The 19,492-nt window shown below is 70.7% G+C and carries 30 protein-coding genes and 1 tRNA gene; 29 read left to right on the top strand and 2 right to left on the bottom strand.

Features of this window, described 5'->3' with window-relative positions; all coding sequences use genetic code 11:
- Positions 1-125: 125 nt before the first annotated feature.
- Positions 126-1,766, top strand: coding sequence for a DNA methyltransferase (locus VNL12_RS14100; RefSeq protein WP_325595578.1), 1,641 nt, complete (start codon positions 126-128; stop codon positions 1,764-1,766).
- Here VNL12_RS14100 and VNL12_RS14105 read toward each other — a convergent pair.
- Both VNL12_RS14105 and VNL12_RS14110 read right to left on the bottom strand, forming a co-directional pair.
- On the bottom strand, positions 1,763-2,191 hold the full coding sequence (locus VNL12_RS14105) for an ImmA/IrrE family metallo-endopeptidase (protein ID WP_325595579.1): 429 nt from the start codon (positions 2,189-2,191) through the stop codon (positions 1,763-1,765). The two genes, VNL12_RS14100 and VNL12_RS14105, sit on opposite strands and share 4 nt — an antisense overlap.
- 30 nt (positions 2,192-2,221) lie before the next feature.
- Positions 2,222-2,728 (bottom strand): hypothetical protein, encoded by a 507-nt coding sequence (locus VNL12_RS14110; protein WP_325595580.1) that lies wholly within the window; start codon positions 2,726-2,728, stop codon positions 2,222-2,224.
- Between the two features lie 185 nt (positions 2,729-2,913).
- On the opposite strand from VNL12_RS14110, the gene VNL12_RS14115 reads away from it, so the two are divergent.
- The 28 genes from VNL12_RS14115 to VNL12_RS14250 all read left to right on the top strand — a co-directional run bounded on the left by VNL12_RS14115 (position 2,914) and on the right by VNL12_RS14250 (position 19,452).
- Positions 2,914-3,165 carry a helix-turn-helix transcriptional regulator gene (locus VNL12_RS14115; RefSeq protein WP_325595581.1) on the top strand — a complete coding sequence of 84 codons (252 nt, stop codon included), beginning with the start codon at positions 2,914-2,916 and terminating at the stop codon, positions 3,163-3,165.
- Positions 3,165-4,223: a hypothetical protein gene (locus VNL12_RS14120; protein ID WP_325595582.1), complete on the top strand. Its 1,059-nt coding sequence runs from the start codon at positions 3,165-3,167 to the stop codon at positions 4,221-4,223. The genes VNL12_RS14115 and VNL12_RS14120 overlap by 1 nt, the downstream gene beginning before the upstream one ends.
- Positions 4,220-4,645, top strand: coding sequence for a hypothetical protein (locus tag VNL12_RS14125; protein WP_325595583.1), 426 nt, complete (start codon positions 4,220-4,222; stop codon positions 4,643-4,645). The genes VNL12_RS14120 and VNL12_RS14125 overlap by 4 nt, the downstream gene beginning before the upstream one ends.
- 38 nt (positions 4,646-4,683) lie before the next feature.
- The gene (locus tag VNL12_RS14130) at positions 4,684-4,827 is read left to right on the top strand and encodes a hypothetical protein (protein ID WP_325595584.1); all 144 of its coding nucleotides are present in this window, start codon (positions 4,684-4,686) and stop codon (positions 4,825-4,827) included.
- Positions 4,824-4,976 (top strand): hypothetical protein, encoded by a 153-nt coding sequence (locus tag VNL12_RS14135; RefSeq protein ID WP_325595585.1) that lies wholly within the window; start codon positions 4,824-4,826, stop codon positions 4,974-4,976. The genes VNL12_RS14130 and VNL12_RS14135 overlap by 4 nt, the downstream gene beginning before the upstream one ends.
- 73 nt (positions 4,977-5,049) lie before the next feature.
- Positions 5,050-5,463 (top strand): hypothetical protein, encoded by a 414-nt coding sequence (locus tag VNL12_RS14140; RefSeq protein ID WP_325595586.1) that lies wholly within the window; start codon positions 5,050-5,052, stop codon positions 5,461-5,463.
- On the top strand, positions 5,460-6,029 hold the full coding sequence (locus VNL12_RS14145; RefSeq protein WP_325595587.1) for a hypothetical protein: 570 nt from the start codon (positions 5,460-5,462) through the stop codon (positions 6,027-6,029). Before VNL12_RS14140 ends, VNL12_RS14145 begins: the two co-directional genes overlap by 4 nt.
- The gene (locus VNL12_RS14150; protein WP_325595588.1) at positions 6,026-6,928 is read left to right on the top strand and encodes a hypothetical protein; all 903 of its coding nucleotides are present in this window, start codon (positions 6,026-6,028) and stop codon (positions 6,926-6,928) included. Before VNL12_RS14145 ends, VNL12_RS14150 begins: the two co-directional genes overlap by 4 nt.
- A complete protein-coding gene (locus VNL12_RS14155; protein ID WP_325595589.1) occupies positions 6,922-7,662 on the top strand; it encodes a hypothetical protein in 741 nt (246 codons plus the stop codon). The genes VNL12_RS14150 and VNL12_RS14155 overlap by 7 nt, the downstream gene beginning before the upstream one ends.
- Positions 7,659-8,663, top strand: a complete 1,005-nt coding sequence (locus VNL12_RS14160) for a hypothetical protein (RefSeq protein WP_325595590.1) — start codon at positions 7,659-7,661, stop codon at positions 8,661-8,663. Before VNL12_RS14155 ends, VNL12_RS14160 begins: the two co-directional genes overlap by 4 nt.
- Positions 8,663-8,896 (top strand): hypothetical protein, encoded by a 234-nt coding sequence (locus tag VNL12_RS14165; protein ID WP_325595591.1) that lies wholly within the window; start codon positions 8,663-8,665, stop codon positions 8,894-8,896. The genes VNL12_RS14160 and VNL12_RS14165 overlap by 1 nt, the downstream gene beginning before the upstream one ends.
- A complete protein-coding gene (locus tag VNL12_RS14170) occupies positions 8,896-9,318 on the top strand; it encodes a hypothetical protein (protein WP_325595592.1) in 423 nt (140 codons plus the stop codon). Before VNL12_RS14165 ends, VNL12_RS14170 begins: the two co-directional genes overlap by 1 nt.
- Entirely contained in the window at positions 9,315-9,596 is a 282-nt protein-coding gene (locus tag VNL12_RS14175; RefSeq protein WP_325595593.1) for a hypothetical protein, read from the top strand. Before VNL12_RS14170 ends, VNL12_RS14175 begins: the two co-directional genes overlap by 4 nt.
- Positions 9,593-9,778, top strand: a complete 186-nt coding sequence (locus tag VNL12_RS14180) for a hypothetical protein (protein WP_325595594.1) — start codon at positions 9,593-9,595, stop codon at positions 9,776-9,778. The genes VNL12_RS14175 and VNL12_RS14180 overlap by 4 nt, the downstream gene beginning before the upstream one ends.
- Positions 9,775-10,212: a WhiB family transcriptional regulator gene (locus VNL12_RS14185; RefSeq protein ID WP_325595595.1), complete on the top strand. Its 438-nt coding sequence runs from the start codon at positions 9,775-9,777 to the stop codon at positions 10,210-10,212. Before VNL12_RS14180 ends, VNL12_RS14185 begins: the two co-directional genes overlap by 4 nt.
- Entirely contained in the window at positions 10,209-11,162 is a 954-nt protein-coding gene (locus VNL12_RS14190) for a ParB/RepB/Spo0J family partition protein (protein ID WP_325595596.1), read from the top strand. Before VNL12_RS14185 ends, VNL12_RS14190 begins: the two co-directional genes overlap by 4 nt.
- A 35-nt stretch (positions 11,163-11,197) precedes the next feature.
- Positions 11,198-11,665, top strand: coding sequence for a hypothetical protein (locus tag VNL12_RS14195; RefSeq protein ID WP_325595597.1), 468 nt, complete (start codon positions 11,198-11,200; stop codon positions 11,663-11,665).
- A 47-nt stretch (positions 11,666-11,712) separates the two neighbouring features.
- Entirely contained in the window at positions 11,713-12,075 is a 363-nt protein-coding gene (locus VNL12_RS14200) for a thermonuclease family protein (RefSeq protein WP_325595598.1), read from the top strand.
- Positions 12,075-12,251: a hypothetical protein gene (locus tag VNL12_RS14205; RefSeq protein WP_325595599.1), complete on the top strand. Its 177-nt coding sequence runs from the start codon at positions 12,075-12,077 to the stop codon at positions 12,249-12,251. Before VNL12_RS14200 ends, VNL12_RS14205 begins: the two co-directional genes overlap by 1 nt.
- On the top strand, positions 12,248-13,933 hold the full coding sequence (locus VNL12_RS14210; protein WP_325595600.1) for a DNA cytosine methyltransferase: 1,686 nt from the start codon (positions 12,248-12,250) through the stop codon (positions 13,931-13,933). The genes VNL12_RS14205 and VNL12_RS14210 overlap by 4 nt, the downstream gene beginning before the upstream one ends.
- On the top strand, positions 13,930-16,815 hold the full coding sequence (locus VNL12_RS14215) for a bifunctional DNA primase/polymerase (protein WP_325595601.1): 2,886 nt from the start codon (positions 13,930-13,932) through the stop codon (positions 16,813-16,815). Before VNL12_RS14210 ends, VNL12_RS14215 begins: the two co-directional genes overlap by 4 nt.
- A 14-nt stretch (positions 16,816-16,829) precedes the next feature.
- The gene (locus VNL12_RS14220; protein ID WP_325595602.1) at positions 16,830-17,579 is read left to right on the top strand and encodes a hypothetical protein; all 750 of its coding nucleotides are present in this window, start codon (positions 16,830-16,832) and stop codon (positions 17,577-17,579) included.
- Between the two features lie 95 nt (positions 17,580-17,674).
- Positions 17,675-17,866, top strand: coding sequence for a sigma factor (locus VNL12_RS14225; protein ID WP_325595603.1), 192 nt, complete (start codon positions 17,675-17,677; stop codon positions 17,864-17,866).
- Positions 17,867-18,007: 141 nt separating this feature from the next.
- Positions 18,008-18,199, top strand: coding sequence for a hypothetical protein (locus tag VNL12_RS14230; RefSeq protein WP_325595604.1), 192 nt, complete (start codon positions 18,008-18,010; stop codon positions 18,197-18,199).
- A gap of 101 nt (positions 18,200-18,300) precedes the next feature.
- A tRNA-Met gene (locus VNL12_RS14235) sits at positions 18,301-18,373 on the top strand.
- Positions 18,374-18,517: 144 nt separating this feature from the next.
- Positions 18,518-18,646 (top strand): hypothetical protein, encoded by a 129-nt coding sequence (locus tag VNL12_RS14240; RefSeq protein WP_325595605.1) that lies wholly within the window; start codon positions 18,518-18,520, stop codon positions 18,644-18,646.
- A gap of 138 nt (positions 18,647-18,784) precedes the next feature.
- Positions 18,785-19,120 (top strand): hypothetical protein, encoded by a 336-nt coding sequence (locus VNL12_RS14245; protein ID WP_325595606.1) that lies wholly within the window; start codon positions 18,785-18,787, stop codon positions 19,118-19,120.
- Complete coding sequence (locus VNL12_RS14250) at positions 19,117-19,452, top strand: hypothetical protein (protein ID WP_325595607.1); 336 nt, start codon at positions 19,117-19,119, stop codon at positions 19,450-19,452. The genes VNL12_RS14245 and VNL12_RS14250 overlap by 4 nt, the downstream gene beginning before the upstream one ends.
- Positions 19,453-19,492 lie beyond the last annotated feature (40 nt).

Consider the following 19,492-nt stretch of genomic DNA (forward strand, 5'->3'; position numbering starts at 1 on the left):
TCGATGTGGGATCAGCTCGTAGCGCAGCGGTTCTCGGGCGGCCGCAACCCGTTTCTCGGAATCTGACCCGCACAGAGCGAGCCCACCTCACATCGGTGCGCGATGCGTGACTAGGGTCTGGCCGAGTGGGTGCCAGGCGGAACGTCCTCTACTACGGCGACAACCTCGACGTGCTCCGGGACCGGACCTACTTCCCGGACGCGTCCGTCGATCTGGTCTACCTGGACCCGCCGTTCAACTCGAACCGGTCCTACAACGTGCTGTTCCGGTCGAAGTCCGGTGATGCTTCACAGGCGCAGATCGAGGCGTTCGACGACACCTGGACATGGAGCCAAGAGTCGGAGCACCAGTACCTCGAGCTGATCGCCGGCGGGCCCCGCAAGGTGGCTGACGCTCTCGTGGCGATGCGGGGCCTGCTCGGCGAGAACGACGTGCTCGCCTATCTGGTGATGATGGCCGCCCGTCTCGTTGAGATGCACCGAGTGTTGAGGTCAACGGGGTCGCTCTACCTGCACTGCGACCCGACCGCTTCGCACTACCTCAAGGTCCTCCTCGACGCCATCTTCGGGGTCGACAACTTCCGGAGCGAGATCATCTGGAAGCGGTACGGGTCCCACAACGACGCCCGACGCAACTACGCCGCGATCCACGACACCCTCCTCTTCTACGGTCGGTCGTCCAACATCACGTTCAACCCGGTGCATGTCGAGCACGACCCCAGCTACGTCGAGAAGTCCTACCGTCAGAGCGACCCCGACGGCCGGCGGTGGCGTGTCCAGAACCTGAGCAGCCCCCAACCCCGCCCGAACCTGACCTACCAGTACACGGCGCTCGACGGGGTGACCTATCAGCCTCACCCGAACGGGTGGAAGTACACGCCGGAGCGCATGCGCGCCCTCGACGAGGCCGGCCTCCTCGTGTACCCACGGAAGCCGAGCGGCCGCCTCGCGTTGAAGAGCTACCTCGACACCATGAAAGGGTCACCGCTCTCCGACGTGTGGACCGACGTGAAGAGCCTGAGCGGAACCCACGCCGAGCGTCTCGGGTACCCGACACAGAAGCCTGAGGCCCTGTTGCGCCGGATCATCCTGTCGAGCAGCAACGAGGGCGATGTGGTGCTCGACCCGTTCTGCGGGTGCGGGACCACCGTCGACGCGGCACAGCGGCTCGGGCGGCGCTGGCTCGGGATCGACGTCACGTTCCTCGCCATCGACCTCATCGACACGAGACTCAAGGACACCCACGGCGTCGACGTTTCCACGGCCTACGAGATCGTCGGCATCCCGAAGGACACGGAGGGTGCCGGTGCCCTCTTCGCCCGCAACCCCTTCGACTTCGAGCGGTGGGCCGTCTCACTCGTCGACGGCACCCCGAACGAGAAGCAGGTCGGTGACCGAGGCTCCGACGGTGTCGTCCGGTTCCCCACCGACAACAAGTCGGCGGTGGGCCGGGCCCTCGTCTCCGTGAAGGGCGGCAAGAGCGTCAACCCAGGCATGGTCCGAGACCTCGTCGGTACCGTCGAGCAGGAGCGGGCCGACATGGGGCTCTTCCTCTGCATGACACCACCCACCGCGGGAATGATCGAAGTGGCCCGCCGGTCAGGGGACTACCGGTGGCCAGTCGACGGTCGCACCTTCCCGAAGGTGCAGATCATCACCGTTGACGACCTCCTCGCCGGGAAGCGGCCAATGATGCCCACGCCATACCTGCCCTACCTCCAGGCCCGACGGCTCGTCGATGACAACCAGCTCGCCCTCGGGATCTAGGCCCCTCGGAAGAACTGGAGTGCTCGTCGAGCGACCAGCTCGGGCACGTCGAAGTGCTCCGCCACCTCCGCAGAGCTGACGCCCACGTCGATCCCGACCAGGCGGTCGATCAGCGCAGCCAACTCGTCGGCGGGCACCAGGCGCTCGGCGACGATCTGGTCGACCCGCCGCTCCCCTCGGCTGACGACATGGTCTGGTGTGTCGTCGGTCCACAGGAGGTCGAGTTCCCCATGAACCACCTCATGGCCGAGCACGGCTGACCGCTCCGTCCGGCTTAGGGAGGCGTCGAGGTAGATCGTGCGGGTCCCGTCCCCGTGATCCTCGATCCGGCCCCGTCCCTCACCCAGGTCGGCGAACACCAGGCTGAGGTGCTCGTTCTCTCGGAGTGCTCGCCAGGGGTTCCACCGCTCCGCCACTCCCGCCATGTCAAGCACCCTCGCACGGGGGTGTGACGGCTACGGACCCTCGGGCTCCTCGGGGACGTTCCGGGGACGTGCTGACCGGTTGCTGGTCGTCTGCTTCTTCCGGTCCCCGCCTTCGGCCGCCACCTGCGCGGGCGGACGGGACGGGACCGACCTACCACTGACCTTCCCCGACCGGGCCGGCTTGGAGAACTTGGCCGCTGAACCGCTAGTGGACTTCGGAGCGACGGCTCGGATCAGTCGGTCGAGCTCGTCGACCCGACCCTCGAGCATCGACAGGTCGGCACGTAACTGGGTGACCTCGTCCTGACCGACCGGTGCGGTGAGCTCGATCGGCGGCTCGCCGCGTAGAAGCCGGTCATACCAGTCGGGCTCCCAGCGGAGCGCCGTCGCCACGCCAAAGATCGTGGCGTCTTCGTACTGGCGTCGGCGGCCGGCGCGGACGGGAGAGACCCCTTGCCTCGTCAGCTCCGCCGCGATTGCGAACGCACCCGGAGAGAGCCGCAAGGCCGTGCGCCGCTGTTCGACGGCGTCCTTCATGCCTGGCACCTCGGTGGTCACGGGCACAGCCTGACGGAAACCATTGCCAACATCTAGCCGCGTTTACACGCGTAACCCTAAACGTCATCCGTGTGATTCAGGGGGATTCGGCGCTCTGACCTGCCAGTTCGTGTTGGTGGTGTCAATAGTTGACAACGTGATCAATCGCTGACACCATGAGCCGCATGGCCCGCCCAGCAGGACACAAGCTCTCCCGGTCAGCCTGGACCGATCTCGTCCGGCTCACCGGCTACGACATCGGGAAGATCGAGGAGTACTCCGGGGTCCCGGCCGCGACCCTTCGAGGACTCGTCGCCGGACGCCACAACGCTTCGATCCCGGTCGCTCACAAGATCGCCTCAGCGTTCGAGTGCCACCCGCGCACCCTGTTCCCCTCGCTGACCGTCGACGTTCAGAGCGAGCCGGTGGCGAGCTGATGGCCCTCATCGAGGGGGAGACCTCTCCCGAACTCTCGGATCTCATGGAGCACGAGAAGGTGATCGAGCAGGGGCTCGCCACCTTCATCGACGTGGGCTGGGCGCTCATGCAGATCCGAGACGGGCGGAAGTACCGGGCGATCGGCTTCGACACGTTCGAGGCGTACTGCCAGGACCGTTGGGACCTCACCCGTCAGCACGCAAACCGGCTGATCGCCGCCACCGGAATCGTGGGCGATCTGGAACCCCGGGGTTCCATTCCGACGTCGGAGAAGCAGGTCCGACCGCTCGCCGCACTCCCCGACCCAGAAGCCCGGTCCGAGGCGTGGGAGGAGGCGGTCGAGGAGGCAGGCGGGCAACCGACCGCCAAGCAGGTCGCCAAGGCCGTCGCCAAGCGAACCGTGAAGAAGAAGGAGCATCCGGCACCGTTCTCCGACCCGATCCTCGACACGATCGCCAAACGGGTCGACGGGTCCGGAACGGTGCTCGACCCGTTCGCCGGGACCGGGCGCGTCCACGAGCTCCGCGACCGGGCCGAGATCGGCAGCACCGTCGGCGTCGAGCTCGAGCCTGAGTGGGCAGCGAAGCACCCCGACACGATCGAGGGCAACGCGCTGGACCTCCCTCTCGGCGACGGTGAGGTCGACGCCATCGCCACATCACCGACGTACGGGAACCGGATGGCTGACCACCACGACGCCACCGACGACTCCGCCCGCCACACCTACAAGCACACCCTCGGCCACGACCTCCACGAGGACAACAGCGGCTCCCTCCAGTGGGGGGATGAGTACCGGGCGTTCCACCTCCGTGCCTGGACCGAGGCCGTCAGGGTCCTGCGTCCCGGCGGCCTGTTCGTCATCAACGTCAAGGACCACATCCGGGGTGGGGACAAACAGGAGGTCGTCGCCTGGCACCTCGACACCGTCGGCCGCACCCTCGGACTCGAGCTGATCGCCCTCGACGTCGTCCCCACCCGAGGCCTCATGGCCGGCCAGAACCACGACAAGCGGACCGTCGCTGAGATCGTCGCCACCTTCCGGAAGGCGGCGGCGTGAGCGAGGCGGACATGGCGAAGGACGCTCTCCTCCACGACCGTCAGGCCGCCTCCTCAAGGCAGGGGAGCGCCTTCGAGGAGACCGTCTACAACCTGCTCCTCATCGAGGGCTGGACCGTAGATGAGAGGAACTGGCGAGAGCCGAACGTCGACATCGAGATCGACATCGTCGCAACGAACCCCCTCGGGGTGCGGTGGTGGATCGAGTGCAAGGGGTCCTGGGAGTCGACCCGCAACGGTCTCCAACGCACCGACACCCTCAAGAAGGCGATCGCCAACGGCGCCCTGCTCCGGGTCCTCCCCGAACGGTGCCCGTACATGGTCATCACCTCCCACCTCCCGACGACGGGAGCCGGGAAAACGTGGCTCGACGCTGCCATCCAGATCTACGTCGACGAGTTCCGCACCGTGGGGTTCGTGTGATGGCCGTCCGGCGCTGCTCAGAGTGCAAGGACGCTGGGGTGACGACCGGCTTCGGGACGTGTGACCCGTGCGCCGACGCCCTCGCCGACCGGGCGCTCAACGGGGCGAAGTGCACCGACCCGCTGATCCACGACCGGGTCGCCGCCATCCTCTGGCCCCGCCACACGAGGCGCGTGTCGTGAGCACCGCCGTGCTCCCACCGGCCCGTTGCGGTGCCGTCACCCTCCGTCGGGCCGCCCCCGGCGTCGAGGGTGACGGCTCCGGAGCTGGTCGCCCGTCGCCACCCTTCGACGCTGCCGAGCCCGGCTCGGCGACCGGCTCCACCCCCTGACAGACCACCGCCCCCCGGCGAGCACAGCAGAACAGCCAGATCGTCCAGTGATCCAGCAACCAGGAGCGTACCGATGTCCGACACCCTCACCGAAGCACCCGCCGACCCTCACGCGTTCGGCCTCGACCTCATCAGCGACCTCGCCGCCGGTCTCATCGGCGTCGCAGACCTCCTCCGGGAGCACCCGGAGCTCGTCCCCGTCAACGGCCGCAGCATCGACGGCGGGTCCCTCGTCTTCGGCGCATACGTGCCACGTTCCTCTCCTGACGTGATGAGGGGTGTCGCTGTCGCCCTCGGTGACGACGCCGTGTGCACCGTCAACACGTACTCGTCGGGGAGCCGGTACTTGCGGGTCCGCCGCTCCTTCGGTGCGGTCGCCTACGAGGCGTGGACCCCTCTCGACAACGACACGGTCACCGCGACGACCGTGACCGTCACCGTCGCCGACCTCGACAACCTCCTCCCCGCCGGGCCGGTGACTGCGTGAGCGCAGCCGAGCGGATGGCGGGGGGCGCCCTCCGCCGCCACGGTGCGTTCGACGCGCCGACCACGATCACGATCGAACGCCTCGCCGACCCCGTCATCGACCAGGTCGGCCAGCACGTGACCTCCCGCTACTGCGAGCTCTTCTGGCTGCCCACCATCGGCCCGTCCGCGCTGTGGCTCCTCCGACACGCCGCGTACCACACCGCCGGCGGCCCCTACGTCGTCGACGTCGAGACGCTTGGGAGGTGTCTCGGCCTCGGCGACAGCGTGGCGAAGAACGCTCCGCTGCCCCGGACCCTCGCCCGGCTCGCCGTGTTCGACTGCGCCGCCAGGGGCGGGAGCACCTGGCACCTGCGGGACCACCTGCCGATGCTGCCCGGCCGCTACCAGCAGCGGCTCCCCAACGTCCTGCAGGTCGCCCACGACCTCCTCCTCCAGGACGTGCCGGCCGAGAGTGCCGCCGACGCCCCTGACGAGCTCGAAGCCTCCTGGGCCGCGTACGAGGCGTGGCTCGACGCTCGCTACGCCGATGAGGAGGCGCTCGCAGCGGGGGAGTGCCCCCGGTGAGGGCCGCCGCCACCCCCCCGTCGACGCCGCCGCTCGAGCGGAGCGTCGTCCTCGACGCCGTCATGGACGACCTGCGCGCCCGGCGCGACGCCGACGGGCCCCGCGGCACCGCCGACGGGACCCGCGGGCGCGGGTCTCAGACGCACCAGTGCGCCCGGAAGGTCGCCCTCGAGGTCGGCGGGGTCCGCCGGACCGTCCCCGACAACGACTGGTCCCTCATCGCCTTCCGGATCGGCAACCAGGTCCACGACGAGATCCAAGCCCACCTCGTGAACCTGTTCGGCGCCCGGATCGAGGTCCGCGTGTCGTACAAGCCCACCTTCGACTTCTCCGGCCACGCCGACGCCGTCCACGACACGCACCCGCTCACAGGGGAGACCCGGGAGAACCTCGTCACCGTCGAGATCAAAAGCATGGCGCAGTACGCCTTCGACCTCGCCACGGGGACCGGGCGGTCGAACGTGGCGCAAGGCCCGAAGGTCGAGCACGTGCTCCAGGCCGCCTGCTACGCGAACGCCCCCCAGCTGAACAGCCAGTACCTGCAGCTCGTGTACTACGGGAAGGACAAGGGCCGGATCGCCGAGTGGCTCCTCGACATGGACGAGCCGTTCGCCCCCGCCGGCGGCGCCACCCCCCGGGCGATGGCGGTCGCCGAGTTGGAGCGGCTCACGAAGATCTTCTCCCTCGTCGACCAGGGCGTCGTCCCCGCCCCCAACGTCCCCGGCGTCGGCGTCGTCGACGACCCGTCGACCCTGAACTGGCCTTGCGGCTACTGCGCTCACCGCCCCACCTGCCTGCAGCTCGGCACCGGCCGCTCCACCATCAGCGCCGCCGACTCCGTCGCCACCGCGCTACAGCCCGCCCCTGCGTTCGACGCCACCGAGGAGCAGCCATGGTGAGCTCCCGTTGGTCGGTCACCCTCACCGAGGAGGACGTCGACAACCTCCACCGTGTCGCCCCCGCGGCGGGTCGCAACGACGACTACCCGGGACTCCACGCCGTCCACATGGCCGACGGATGGGTGTTCGCCACCGACTCCCACCGGCTACACGGGATCCCCGACGCCCCCGAGACCTCCGGCCCGCTGGCGATCCCGTTGCGCGCCCTCGCAAACCTCCCCACCGACGGGCCTGTCACCATCACCGTCGACGAGGAGACTGTCCGTTGGAGGGTCGCCGGCGTCGACCACCAGCACCCTCGCCCGAAGACACTGCCGGTCGGCCCGATCCTGGAGAAGCCGGCACCGCACCGGGTCACGATCCCCCGAGCGCGGCTCCTCTCGGCCGTCCGCACCGTCGGCGGTCGACCGAAGAGCGGGCATCGGGACCCCATGAAGGTGACCCTTTCCTCGAGCGGCCGCACACAGCACACCGAGTGGTACTTGCACGTCAGCGGCGAGACCAACGAGAAGGTACCGGTCACTGTCACCTCACCCCAGAAGTGGCTCCCGTCGCTCACGTTCAACCAGGCGTACCTCGCCGACGCCCTCGCCGCCATCCACGACACGTGCGTGACGCTCAGCGCCTTCGACCCCCTCCAACCCGTCTTCATCGACGGTGCGGACAACGGGGGCGACGGCCTGCTGGCGATCGTCATGCCGTGCTACCTCAGGAACGAGGGCATCGCAGCATGACCACCACCCCCATCACCGCCGGAGCGCTGATCGAACGGATCCGCCGCCTCCCCGAAGCAACACAGCACCGGCTCCGCGATGCGTGGCCGCCCGGCGTCCCGAGCCTGAAAGATCCGGCGTGCACGTCCGCCCACGTTGAGCGGGTCGCGGCGCTCATCACCCGGATCGCCGCTGTCGCCGCCCCCGACGAGCAACCCGACGTGGCCGCCGTCCAAGCCCTCCGCATCCGTTACGACTCTCTCCCCGCCGACCTGCGAGCCCGCGCCGACCTCGCCAAAGGGGACGAGGCCCTCCCCAACTTGGAGTCGGCCCGGGCCACCGCCGCCCACCTCGAGGCGGCAACCCCGATCGTCGCCGGCCTCGAGGACCTCCACCGGGAGCGGGTGAAGCGGGTGTGCACCGCCACCAGCAGCGTCGGCCTCGACGACGCCGGGCGTCACACCCTCATCGCGCAGGTCACCGGCGGCGCCCACACCTCCTCCAAGACCCTCGAAGGGGTCCAGGCGCAGGCGGTCATCGACTCGTGCACCGCCCTCCAACTCGGCTGGCTCGAGCTGGAGCTCACCGCCGACGGCGTCGACCAGGTGAAGGCGGTCGACTGGAAGGCGCAGGCGAGACGGCTCGGCACCACCCAGACCGACCTCCTCGGTCGCGCCCGGGCACTCGCCGAGGAGCGGGACGAGACGTTCCCGAAGAAGCTGGCCGACGTCCCCGTCGGCTACCTCCCCGCCCTCCTCGGCGGCCAGGAGCCGACCTCCGACACGTCCGGCCCGGCACCGGTGGTCGCGCCGCCGCCTCCCGCCGCCGACCTCCCCGCGTCGGAGGTCGCCGAGGTTGTCCTCGGTGAACCGCTCACGCCGGCCGAGCGTGTCGACGTCCCCGTCGAGCTGGAGGCGGGGGAGTGCGTCATCGTCCTCCACCGGCCCGACGGGCTCACCGTCCGATCCGTCGCCGCCGACCACCCCGTCGTCGCCGCCCTCCTCGAGCTGGAGGCCTCCTGATGGTCATCTCACCGTGCACCCACGGGATGCCGTCGCCAACCTCCTGCGTCACCTGCATGGAGGAAGGGCCCGTTGCGGCGCCGGCCCGCTGGGTGCTGATCGGTGCCCCGTTCCTGGCCGGCTTCGCCGGGTCCTGCGAACGGTGCGTCCGCCCGTACGCGCCGGGGATGCGCATCGTCCGCGAGGACCTCGGCGGCCAGCGCACCCGTTACGTGCACGAGGAGTGCGTCTGATGGCCGCCCGCCTCCTCGACGACCACCTGGACGACCCGGGCACCTGGACCCTCACCCTCACCGGGGACAGGCCAATGACGATGAATTCGCACCGGACCCTCCACCCGATGGTCCGGGCGAAGGTCGACAAGGTGTACCGGCAGGCGTTCCACACCCTCGCCCGGGCACGGAAGGTCCCCGCCCTCCAGACGATCCGTCTCATCATCACCCCCCTCCACAAGGACGGCCGCTCCCCCCAGGACGTCGCCGCCTGCGCACCCGCCGCGAAGGCGGCCGTGGACGGGCTTGTCGACGCCCACGTCATCCCCGCCGACACGCCGGTCCACGTCCGCCAGATCACGTTCCTCGCGCCCCGGGTGTGCGGCGTGAACGGCCGCGAGATCGTCGTCGTCGACCTCAGCGCCGGGGGAGTGGTCACGTGAGCCGGGCCAGCCGCAAGATCCGCCGCCTCGAGGAGGACCTGGCCGCCGCCGTCGACGCCGCGGAGGCTGCCACCGTCATCGCGGACGAGGCGGTCGCCGCCCTCGCCCGCCACCGGGACCGGGCCGCGGGCGACATCGTTGCCCGGGCTATCCCGGTGCGCCTCGCCCACCAGCTCGAGGTCGCCGAGCTGCAACGCGACCAGTGGCACGCCGCCTACCACCTGATCGAAGCCCGCTGCGCTGACCTGACCCGAGCGTTGCTGCAGGTGCGGCGATGATCGTTCTCCTCGCCGTCTGCACCGCCTTCCTCCTCATCGGCTTCCTCATTCTCGGGTGGGCCCTCGAGGAGCTCGACCAGGTCCGCTGGGAGATCGAACGACTGGACGCCGAGGAAGCGACCCGCCGCCACGGGTGCCGCAGCCACGTCCGCCTCCTCCACGACCAGGAGGTCCACCGGTGAGCGCGGCGGAGCTCGACATGAGCTGGCAGGAAGCTGGTGCGTGCCAGAACACGCCGATCCACTGGTGGTTCCCCGAGGCGTTCGAGGGCGTCCCGCCGGAGGCGCGAGCCCTGTGCCGGGCGTGTCCCGTGTTCGCCCAGTGCCACGCCCACGCCCTCCGCCACGAGCAGCACGGGGTGTGGGCGGCGACGAGCCCCCGCCAGCGCCGCCGGCTCCGGAAGGCGGCCGGGCTCCGCAGCTTCGTGGAGCGGGACCCTGACGTCGTGGCCGACGTCGCCCAGATGTTCGAGCGGGGCTTCACCCCCCCCCAGATCGGTGAGGCCCTCGGCATGAACAGACGCACCGTCTACCGGACCCTCGCCGCCGCCGGCCATGACCTCACCCCCGTGGACAACTGGCGCCGCCAGGCCCGCACCGGAAGCAACGCCACATGACCGCCGACACCACTCTCCCCGAGCTCGAGGCGTGGCTCGACGCCCACCAGGTCACCTGGGAGCTCGTGCCCGACATCGACATCCTCAGCGTCGACGTGGTGGCCGGCCTCGCCAACCAGGCGCGCCTCACCAGCCTCAACGAGGACGTCGTCGACCGGTACGCCGCCGACATGGCCGCCGGCGCCCGCTTCCCGCCCGTCGTCCTCAACCGGGTCGGCGGACGCCTCATCCCCGTCGGCGGGAACCACCGGCTCGCCGCCGCCCGCCGCGCCGGGGTCGCCACCCTCCCCGCCTACGTCCTCGACGAGGTCGACGACACCACCGTCCACCTCCTCGCCATCGAGGACAACCGGCGTCACGGCCTCCCCCTCACCGACGAGGAGCGCCTCCACCACGCCGTTCACCTCACCCAGACCGACCACACCCCGGCGGAGGCGGCCGACGTGTGCGGGATCAGCCTCAACAAGCTGCACCGGCACCTGCGGGCCAACAACGCCAGCCGGCGCGCTGTCCGCCTCGACGTCGACGGGTGGGCCGCCCTCTCCGTCACCGCCCGAGCCCAGCTCGACTCGATCACCGACGACGCCGCCTTCGCTCACATCGTCCGCCTCGCCGTCGACGGCACCGTCCTCGCCGGGGAGGTCGGGCCGGTCGTCGCTCGAGTCAACGCCGCGGTCGATGTCGCCGCCGCCCGCCGCCTCCTCACCGACCTCGAACGGGCGAGCGCCGGCCGCACCCGGCGCGGTGTCGGCCGCCCACCATCCGCCGACCTCGCGCCCCGCCTCCGCCTCCTCGCCGACCTCGACGGCGTCATGCGCTTCGACCCGGCCGCCGTCGCCCGCAACAGCCACACCCCCGAGCAGCGAGCGCAGGTCGCCGCCCAGTGCAAGGCGGCCGCCCGTCACCTCATGGCGATCGAGAAGGCCCTCCGCCTCCACATCGTCGCCTGACCATCCCGAACCACGAACCGAAGGAGCACCACACCATGTCTCTCAGCGACCAGCTCGACCAGGACCACGCCCCCGGATGGAAGCCGGAACCCGGCGCCAAGGTGATCGGCACCGTCACCGACGTCACCACCCTCGACGGCACGTACGGCGTCTACCCGATCGTCACCGTCGACCAGGAGGGCGGCGCCGGCCTCGTCGCCATCCACGGGTTCCACACCGTCCTCAAAGGGGAGCTCGCCCGGTTGCAGCCGAAGCGGGGCGACCGGATCGGGATCATCTACAAGGGGGAGTCGAAGAACAAGAACGACCCGTCGAAGACCAGCCACATCTACCGGGTGATCCTCGAGTCAGCCGACCCGGCCGCCGGGCCCGACTGGGCGCAGATGGGCGCCGACGCAGCCGCAGCCCCCGACGCCCCCAGCGCCGGCGCCGCCCCAGCCGCCCCCAGCGTCGCCGCAGCCGCCGCCCCGGCCACCTTCGGCGACACGGATGACCCGTTCTAGATGGCGAAGCCGACTCGTTGGGCGCTGCTGCGCGTGTGGGTGACCCGATGAGCCACCCCTACGACTACAAGATCGTCGACGTCCTCCGCGTGGTCGACGGCGACACGGTCGACGTCGTGTTCGACGTCGGCTTCCGGGTCACCACCACGCAACGGGTCCGTCTGCTGGGGGTGGACACCCCCGAGCTGCGTGACCCCGTTCCTGATGTGCGCGTTCAGGCCGTGGCGGCAAAGGAGTTCGTCATCGCCTGGTTCAGGGCGGTAGAGCTTCTCGAGCTGCGTGCGTCGACGCACAAGAGCGACTCGTTCGGCCGCTGGTTGGCAGACATCTACGCCGTGGACCGGGGCGAGTCGTCGCACCTTGTCGATGACCTCCTTGCCGGCGGCTACGCCACCCGGTGGGGGCGCTGATGGCGGTCCTCCGGTTCGTCGACGGTCTCGTGATCAACCACGACAACTGCCCCCTCAGCCGCATGAACCGCTCCCACTGGCGGCCCGGGCCCGGCGGGGGAGCGGTGTGCGCGTGCACGCCGGCCCCGGTCGGTCGTGACCACTGGGCCCTCGGGTACCAGGCGGTCCAAGCATGACCGCCACGGTGACGGACCTGTTCTGCGGCGCCGGCGGCTCCTCCGAGGGCGCCCGCACGGCCGGGATGACCGTCGTCATGGCTGCCAACCACTGGCAGACCGCGATCGACGTCCACCAGGTCAACCACCCCGACACCGGCCACGACTGCGCCGACGTCAGCCAGGTCGACCCCCGCCGCTACCCGCGCACCGACGTCCTCCTCGCCTCACCCGAGTGCACCAACCACAGCCAGGCCAGAGGGGTCAGCCGCCGCCAGCAGGACCCGACCCTGTGGGACGCCCCCGACCCGACCGCCGAACGGTCCAGGGCGACAATGTGGGACGTCGTCCGGTTCGCCGAACAGCTCCGCTACGACGCCGTCGTCGTCGAGAACGTCGTCGAAGCCACCAAGTGGGTCCTGTGGCCCGCGTGGGTCGAGGCGATGCGCTCCCTCGGCTACGAGCACACGGTCATCTCCCACAACTCGATGCACCACCGCGTCCCCCAGTCCAGGGACCGGATCTACGTCGTGTGGTGGCGCGCCGGCCTCAAGCCAAACCTCGAGCTCGAGCTGGAGGCGTGGTGCCCCCGGTGCGCAGGGCCCGTCGCCGTCCGCCAGGTGTGGAAGAACGGTCGGACCGTCGGCCGCTACCGACAGCAGTGGGTGTGGTCGTGCACCACCTGCAGCACCGTCTGCGAGCCCGCCACCGAGGCCGCCGCCTCGATCATCGACTGGGAGCTCGACTGCCCCCGCATCGGCGACCGGGCCCGCCCCCTCGCCGAGGCCACCCGCGCCCGGATCCTCGCCGGGCTCCGCCGGTACGGGTGGGCACCCATCACCACCGCCGGCGCCGGGAACGTGTGGGAGGGGACACCGGGGATGCGAGCCAAGCCGGTCACCGCCCCCGTCCCGGCTCAGACCACCACCGCTCAGACGGCCGTCGCCTTGCCCCCGGGCTTCCTCTTCCAGGCGGCCCACGGTGGCCGGGCCAGCGACCTCGGCGCGCCACACCCGACCGTGTGCGCCAGCGACGACCGCCAAGCGCTCGTCATGGCGAACACCACCAACTGCGTGCCCCGGCCAGTAGAGGAGCCGATCACCACGGTGGTCGCCGGGACCCAACGGCACGCTCTCGTCGTCCGCCGGTTCACCTCCCGCGGCAAGACCGGCCAGATGAGCACCCCGGTGACCGACCCGCTCCCCACGGCTGGAGCGAGCGGCGGCCACGGACTCCTCGTCCCCCTCCGCCGCAACGGGCGCGCCGACAGCACCGAGACGCCGGTCCCGACCGTCACCGCCGGCGGTCAGCACCACGGGCTCCTCATGCGGAACAACAGCGGGGGAGCGGAGATGGTCACCCCCGCCGACGAACCCGCCCGGACCGTCACCACCGCCGGGCACCAGTCGCTCCTCATGCCCTACTACGGCAGCGCCCAGGCCCAGCCCGTTGACCGGCCCGTTCCCACCGTCCCCACACGCGACCGGTTCGCCCTCGTCGACCCCGACGACGTCGTCGACGACTGCGGCTTCCGGATGCTCGAGCCGTACGAGATCGCCGCCGCCATGTCCTTCCCCGCCGGCTACATCCCCCGAGACCTCGTCAAGCGGGACCAGGTCAAGCTCGCCGGGAACGCCGTCACCCCGCCCGTCATGGCCTGGATCACCGGCCGGCTTCTCCAAGCGCTCGAGGCCGCCTCGTGACGGAGGCGGTCGCCGCGGCCGCAGCGGCCGCCCACCAGGCCGGGCTGTGCGTCATCCCCGCCGCCGCTGACGGCACCAAGGCCCCCAGTCCCGGGGGGCGCTCCTGGCGCGCCTACCAGTCGGAGCGGGCCACCCCCGACCAGCTGGCCCGCTGGTTCCGCCCCGACGGCGGGTACCCGGGGATGGGGCTCGTCTGCGGGCAGGTGTCCGGCGGGCTCGAGCTCCTCGAGCTCGAAGGGGCCGCCGTCGACGCCGGCCTCCTCGACCAGCTCCAACACCTCGCCCAACGCGCCAACCTCGGCGAGCTCCTCGACCGGGTCACGGCCGGCTACACCGAGGTCACCCCCGGCGGCGGGCTCCATTTCCTCTACCGGGTGACGGGCGCCCCCGTCCCGGGGAACACGAAGCTCGCCTCCCGAGCCGGCGACATCGACGGGACCCTCACCACCCTCATCGAGACACGAGGGGAAGGCGGGTTCGTGATCGTCGCCCCCTCCGGCGGGACCACCCACCCGACCGGCGGCGAGTGGCGCCTCACCGCCGGCGGGGTCGCCACCATCGCCACCATCACCGCCGACGAGCACCAGGCCCTCCACCAGCTGTGCCGAGCCCTCGACGCCACCCCCCAACCGGCGCCCCGGGCGCCCGCCGGCCCCCGCCACCTGCGGAGCGTCGACAGCGTCGGCGACCGGCCCGGGGACCGGTACGAGGCGCAGACGTCATGGTCGGAGGTCCTCGAGCCGCACGAGTGGGTCCACGTGTTCACCTCCGCCGCCGGCGTCGGCCACTGGCGCCGCCCCGGGAAGGGGACCGGGATCAGCGCCACCACCAACAGCACCGGCGCCGACACCCTCAAGGTGCACACCACCTCCACCATGTTCTCCACCGACGGGACCTACAGCCGGTTCGGCGCCATGGCCCTCCTCGACCACGGCGGCGACCACCAGGCCGCCGCCCGAGCAGCACGCCAACAGCTCGAGTTCGACCAACCCTCACCCTCAACCTCTACGAGAGGTCCGCACCCAGCGGAAGCGGACAGCCCCGGCGCAGCCGGCGTGGGAGGAGGAGGGCCGGCCGCCCCGCCGCCCGGGGCCGGAGGGCCCACCATCGGCGACCGCGAGGCCGTTATCGTCACCGGCCGCCCCCTCGAGGCGATCACCGGCGACATCCTCGCCATCCTCACCGACGCCAACGACCCGCCCGTCGTGTTCATCCGCGGCGGCGACCCCACCAGGGTCAGGGTCGACGAGAACCACCGGCCCATCGTCGAACCGATGGGCGTCCACCAGGTCCGCCACCGAATCCACCGGACCATGCGCCCCCTCAGACGCTCCAAGGGGGGCGACATCTCCGACGTCGTCTGCCCCCTCGACGTCGTCAACGACGTCCTCGCCCACGACCAGCTCCCGTTCCCCCCACTCACCGCCGTCGTCGAAACCCCCACCCTCCGGCCCGACGGCACCATCCACCACGCCCCCGGGTACGACCCCGCCACCCGCCTCCTCCACATCCCCGCCAGCAACCTCACCGTCCCCCCCGTCCCCGACCAACCGCCCGGCGACGAGGTGGCCGCCGCCCGGACCCTCCTCGTCGACAACCTCCTCACCGACTTCCCGTTCGACACCGGCACCGACCTCGCCAACGCCGTCGGCCTCCTCCTCACCCCCACCATCCGACCCGCCATCAGCGGACAAGTCCCCCTCGCCCTCGTCGACGCCCCCGAACCCGGCACCGGCAAAGGGCTCCTCGCCAACGTCGTCGCCATCCTCGCCACCGGCCGCCCCGCCGCCGCCCGCCCCCTCAGCAACGCCGACGAGGAGGTCCGCAAGATGCTCACCGCCACCCTCCTCGAAGCCCCCAGCGTCATCGTCCTCGACAACATCGAAGAAGCCTTGAAGTCCCCATCCCTCGCCGGGGTCCTCACCACCGACGAGTGGACCGACCGGCGCCTCGGCTCCAGCGAAACCGTCGCCGTCCCCAACCGGGCCACCTGGATCGCCACCGGCAACAGCCTCCGCGTCGCCGGCGACCTCGCCCGCCGCTGCTACCGGATCCGCCTCGACGCCCACCAGGCGAAACCCCACACCCGCACCGGGTTCCGCCACCCCGACCTCATCACCTGGACCCAGGAGCACCGCGCCCCACTCATCCACGCCCTCCTCACCGTCGCCCGCGCCTGGTACGCCGCCGGCCAACCCGCAGCCCCCGACACGCCCGTCCTCGGCGGGTTCACCCCGTGGGTCGCCACCTGCGCCGGGATCCTCCACCACGCCGGCATCAGCGGCTTCCTCGCCAACCTCGGCGACCTCCAGGCCGACGTCGACACCGAGGCCCAAGAGTGGGAAGCGTTCCTCGCCGGGATCCGCGCCATCTACCTCGACCGGCGCCGGTTCACCGTCGCCAACCTCGTCGCCCGCCTCCAAGACCCGCACAGCTCCGAAGGCGTCGACCTCCGCCAGCTCGTCCCCGCCATCCTCGCCGACCACATCGACAAGACCGGGTTCTCCAAGCGGCTCGCGCTCGCATTCACGAAGCGGGAGGGGCGACGCCACGGGGACGAGGAGCTGGCCGTCCTCAAGGTCGGCAAGAACCGCGACAAGGTCCTCGAGTGGGTCGTCGAGGCCCTCACAGTCCCCTCCGCGGGTAGTCAACTACCCGCGGCGACCTCAACTACCCGCGCGGCGAGCGACGCGAACGAGCAGGTCAGCGGCGGTGCCGCGGGTAGTGCGGGTAGTGCGGGTAGTTCATCGAACTACGCGGGTGAGGAAAGTCCGGAGATTCCATCTGCGGATGGGGCTGAGAACTACCCGCAACTACCCGCACTACCCGCGCCCAACGACGAGCGACCCGACCTCACCCACACCTACGACGAACCCTTCTGAGCCCCGGAGGACCCATGCCGACCGCCACCACCCCCGACCTCGACGCCATCACCACCGACCTCACCAAGCTCCTCGAGCAGGCCAGGTGGGCCGCCAACCTCGCCTACGGGAAAGCCGGCCGAGGCCTCGACGCCGAACGCGGCGCCGTCCACCGGGCGCCCACACCCGACGAGGCAGCTGAGCGGCGCAAGAACCCCGACCACGTCCGAGGGTCCCGCTACGAGCTCGACATCGGCGACCACAAGTCCCGGGTCGCCTACCAGGCCGCCGTCCGCGCCGTCACCACCGTCGACGTCTACCTCGCCGCCAGCCTCCGAGCCGAAGGCGTCACCAGCCAACCCCCACTCCGGCCGCTCGACCGGTACTCGACCCCCGCCGCGCTCACCGTCGTCGCCACTAACGCCACGTGGCGCGCCGAGCAGCTCGCCCCTCACCAGGCCCGACACCGGCGCCGGCTCCGCCACCTCCGCACCCTCCTCGACGAACGGGTCAGAGCCTTCTCCGCCGCCCTCGACGTCGGGAAGGCGGAAGGGATCGCTCACGCCGAGAAGCCCTGCCGGACATGCAAGGCTCGACCGCAGGCCGTCAAGGAGAACAAGAAGGGCCAGGTCGCTCCTGCGCAGAGCGGAGAGTGCGACACGTGCGCCCAGTGGCGGAAACGGAACCGTGGCCAACCGCGACCGGTGAGCATCGACGGGACCGCAGAGGCCAAGGCCGCTCAGGCCCGGCGCCGAGCCCGAGGTGAGGACTTCGGTGCGGCCTGACCGCGGGCTCGGCATGTCGTGGCCCGTCCTCAACGACGAGCAGCGGGCCATGGTCGAAGCCAACACCGGGCTTCGTCGGGTTCTTCATGCGTCGGATGGGGGTCCCCGAGGACCGTTGGGAGGATGCGTTCCAGGACGGGACGTTCGGGCTCATGCGCGCCGCCCAGATGTTCGACCCGTCGAAGGGCTTCAAGTTCTCCACGTACGCCCAGAACTGGATCCGCCAGGCGCTCGACCGGAGGCACGCCGAGTTCGAGGGCCGCTCCTACCGGGCCGCACGGGCGTGAACCGTTGGCGCCACCTGGCACCGACCCGTCAGCCTCGACGCCGCCCTCACCACCGACGACGATGACGGGTCCGGACTCATCGACCGGCTCCCCAGCGACACGAACGTCGAAGACGAAGCCCTCGCCCGCACCGACTCACCCGTGATTGCTGCCGCCCGAGCCGCCTGCCGCGACGACACCGACCGGTTCATCATCGAAGGCACCCTCGCCGGCCTCACCCTCGCCGTGATGAGCGACCGGCTCGGTGTCAGCCGCGAGACCATCCGCCGCCGGCGTGACCTCATCGGCGCCCGGCTTCGACACCCCACCCGTCGAGCAAGCCTGAGCACGTGAAGGAAGGCAAGCCAAGCGCAGTGCTTGACGTCGAACTACAACCGTGTCATCTTGGCAGCGGTACATCACACCAGGCTGCAAGATGTGCGCCCGGTGACCGGAGCGGGGTAGCGCAGAAGGTAGCGCGCCGGGCTCATAACCCGGAGGTCGCCAGTTCGATCCTGGCTCCCGCCACTAGGTGCTCCCTCGTCCGGGCATGGCCGGGGTTGAGCACCAGGAGCCGGTTACCCCCAGTGGTCTCGCTCCCCGCCGGTCAGGACTCGCCGCCTGACCGGCCAGAACCGACAGGCAGCACCCCCCGATCCTGAGGAGCGCATCATGGCCGAGCCCGACGAGCAGGCAGCCGACGAGGACGACACCCCCGAGGTCACCGAGACCAAGGAGACCACCGAGGTCGTCGAGACCACGCAGGTCACGCAGACCACCGAGGGCGACCCCACCGCCTGACCGGCCAGACCTGTGAGGGCAGCGGTGCGGTACCGCAGTGATCCACGACCGAGGGTGTCCGCTCACCACAGTCGAGGCGCCAGCCGTCCAGCGAACCCTCACCGCCGGGGACGGCACGAACCAACGGAGGTGGACGTTGTGACCACACCGCCCGCAGCCCCCGACAACCTCCAGGTCGGAGCCCACACCTACCGGGTCCTCGTCGACCACGACGGTCTCGTCGGCGTTCACGCCGACAACCGAGGCAGCACCCACAACGAGACCCTCACCATCGCCCTCGACGGATCGCTCGCCGCAACGCTCCAACGAGAAACCCTCCTCCACGAGACGATCCACGCAGCCTGGGACCAGACCGCGCTCACCGCTCTCGAGGTTCAGGAGCAGCAAGAGGTCGTCGTCACAGCGTTCGCCCCCGTGCTCGTCGCCATCCTCCGCGACAACCCCAAGCTGGTCGCCTACCTCACCAGCCCGTGATCGACCGGCTGCCCCGAGCGCCGATGCGGTCCTGCCCCACCCCCGGCTGCGGTGCCCTCACCACCGGCGGGAAATGCACCACCCACGCCAGCCAACACGAGCAGGCTCGAGGACGACGCCAGCAGCGGGGCTACGACAACACCCACGACCGCCTCCGCAAAGCATGGGCGTCACGCGTCGCCAACGGCACCATCCGCTGCGCACGCTGCCAGCAGCCCATCGGCGGCGACCAGCCCTGGGCGCTCGACCACACCGACGACCGCAGCGGCTACCTCGGCCCCAGCCACAAGGCCTGCAACGACAGCGCCGGCGGTCGTGCCGCCCACCAGTAGGGGCGTGGGGGGACCCCCCTCCGCACCCATGAACCGGGAC

This window comes from Iamia sp., assembly GCF_035575815.1.
In the GTDB taxonomy this organism is placed as follows: domain Bacteria; phylum Actinomycetota; class Acidimicrobiia; order Acidimicrobiales; family Iamiaceae; genus Iamia.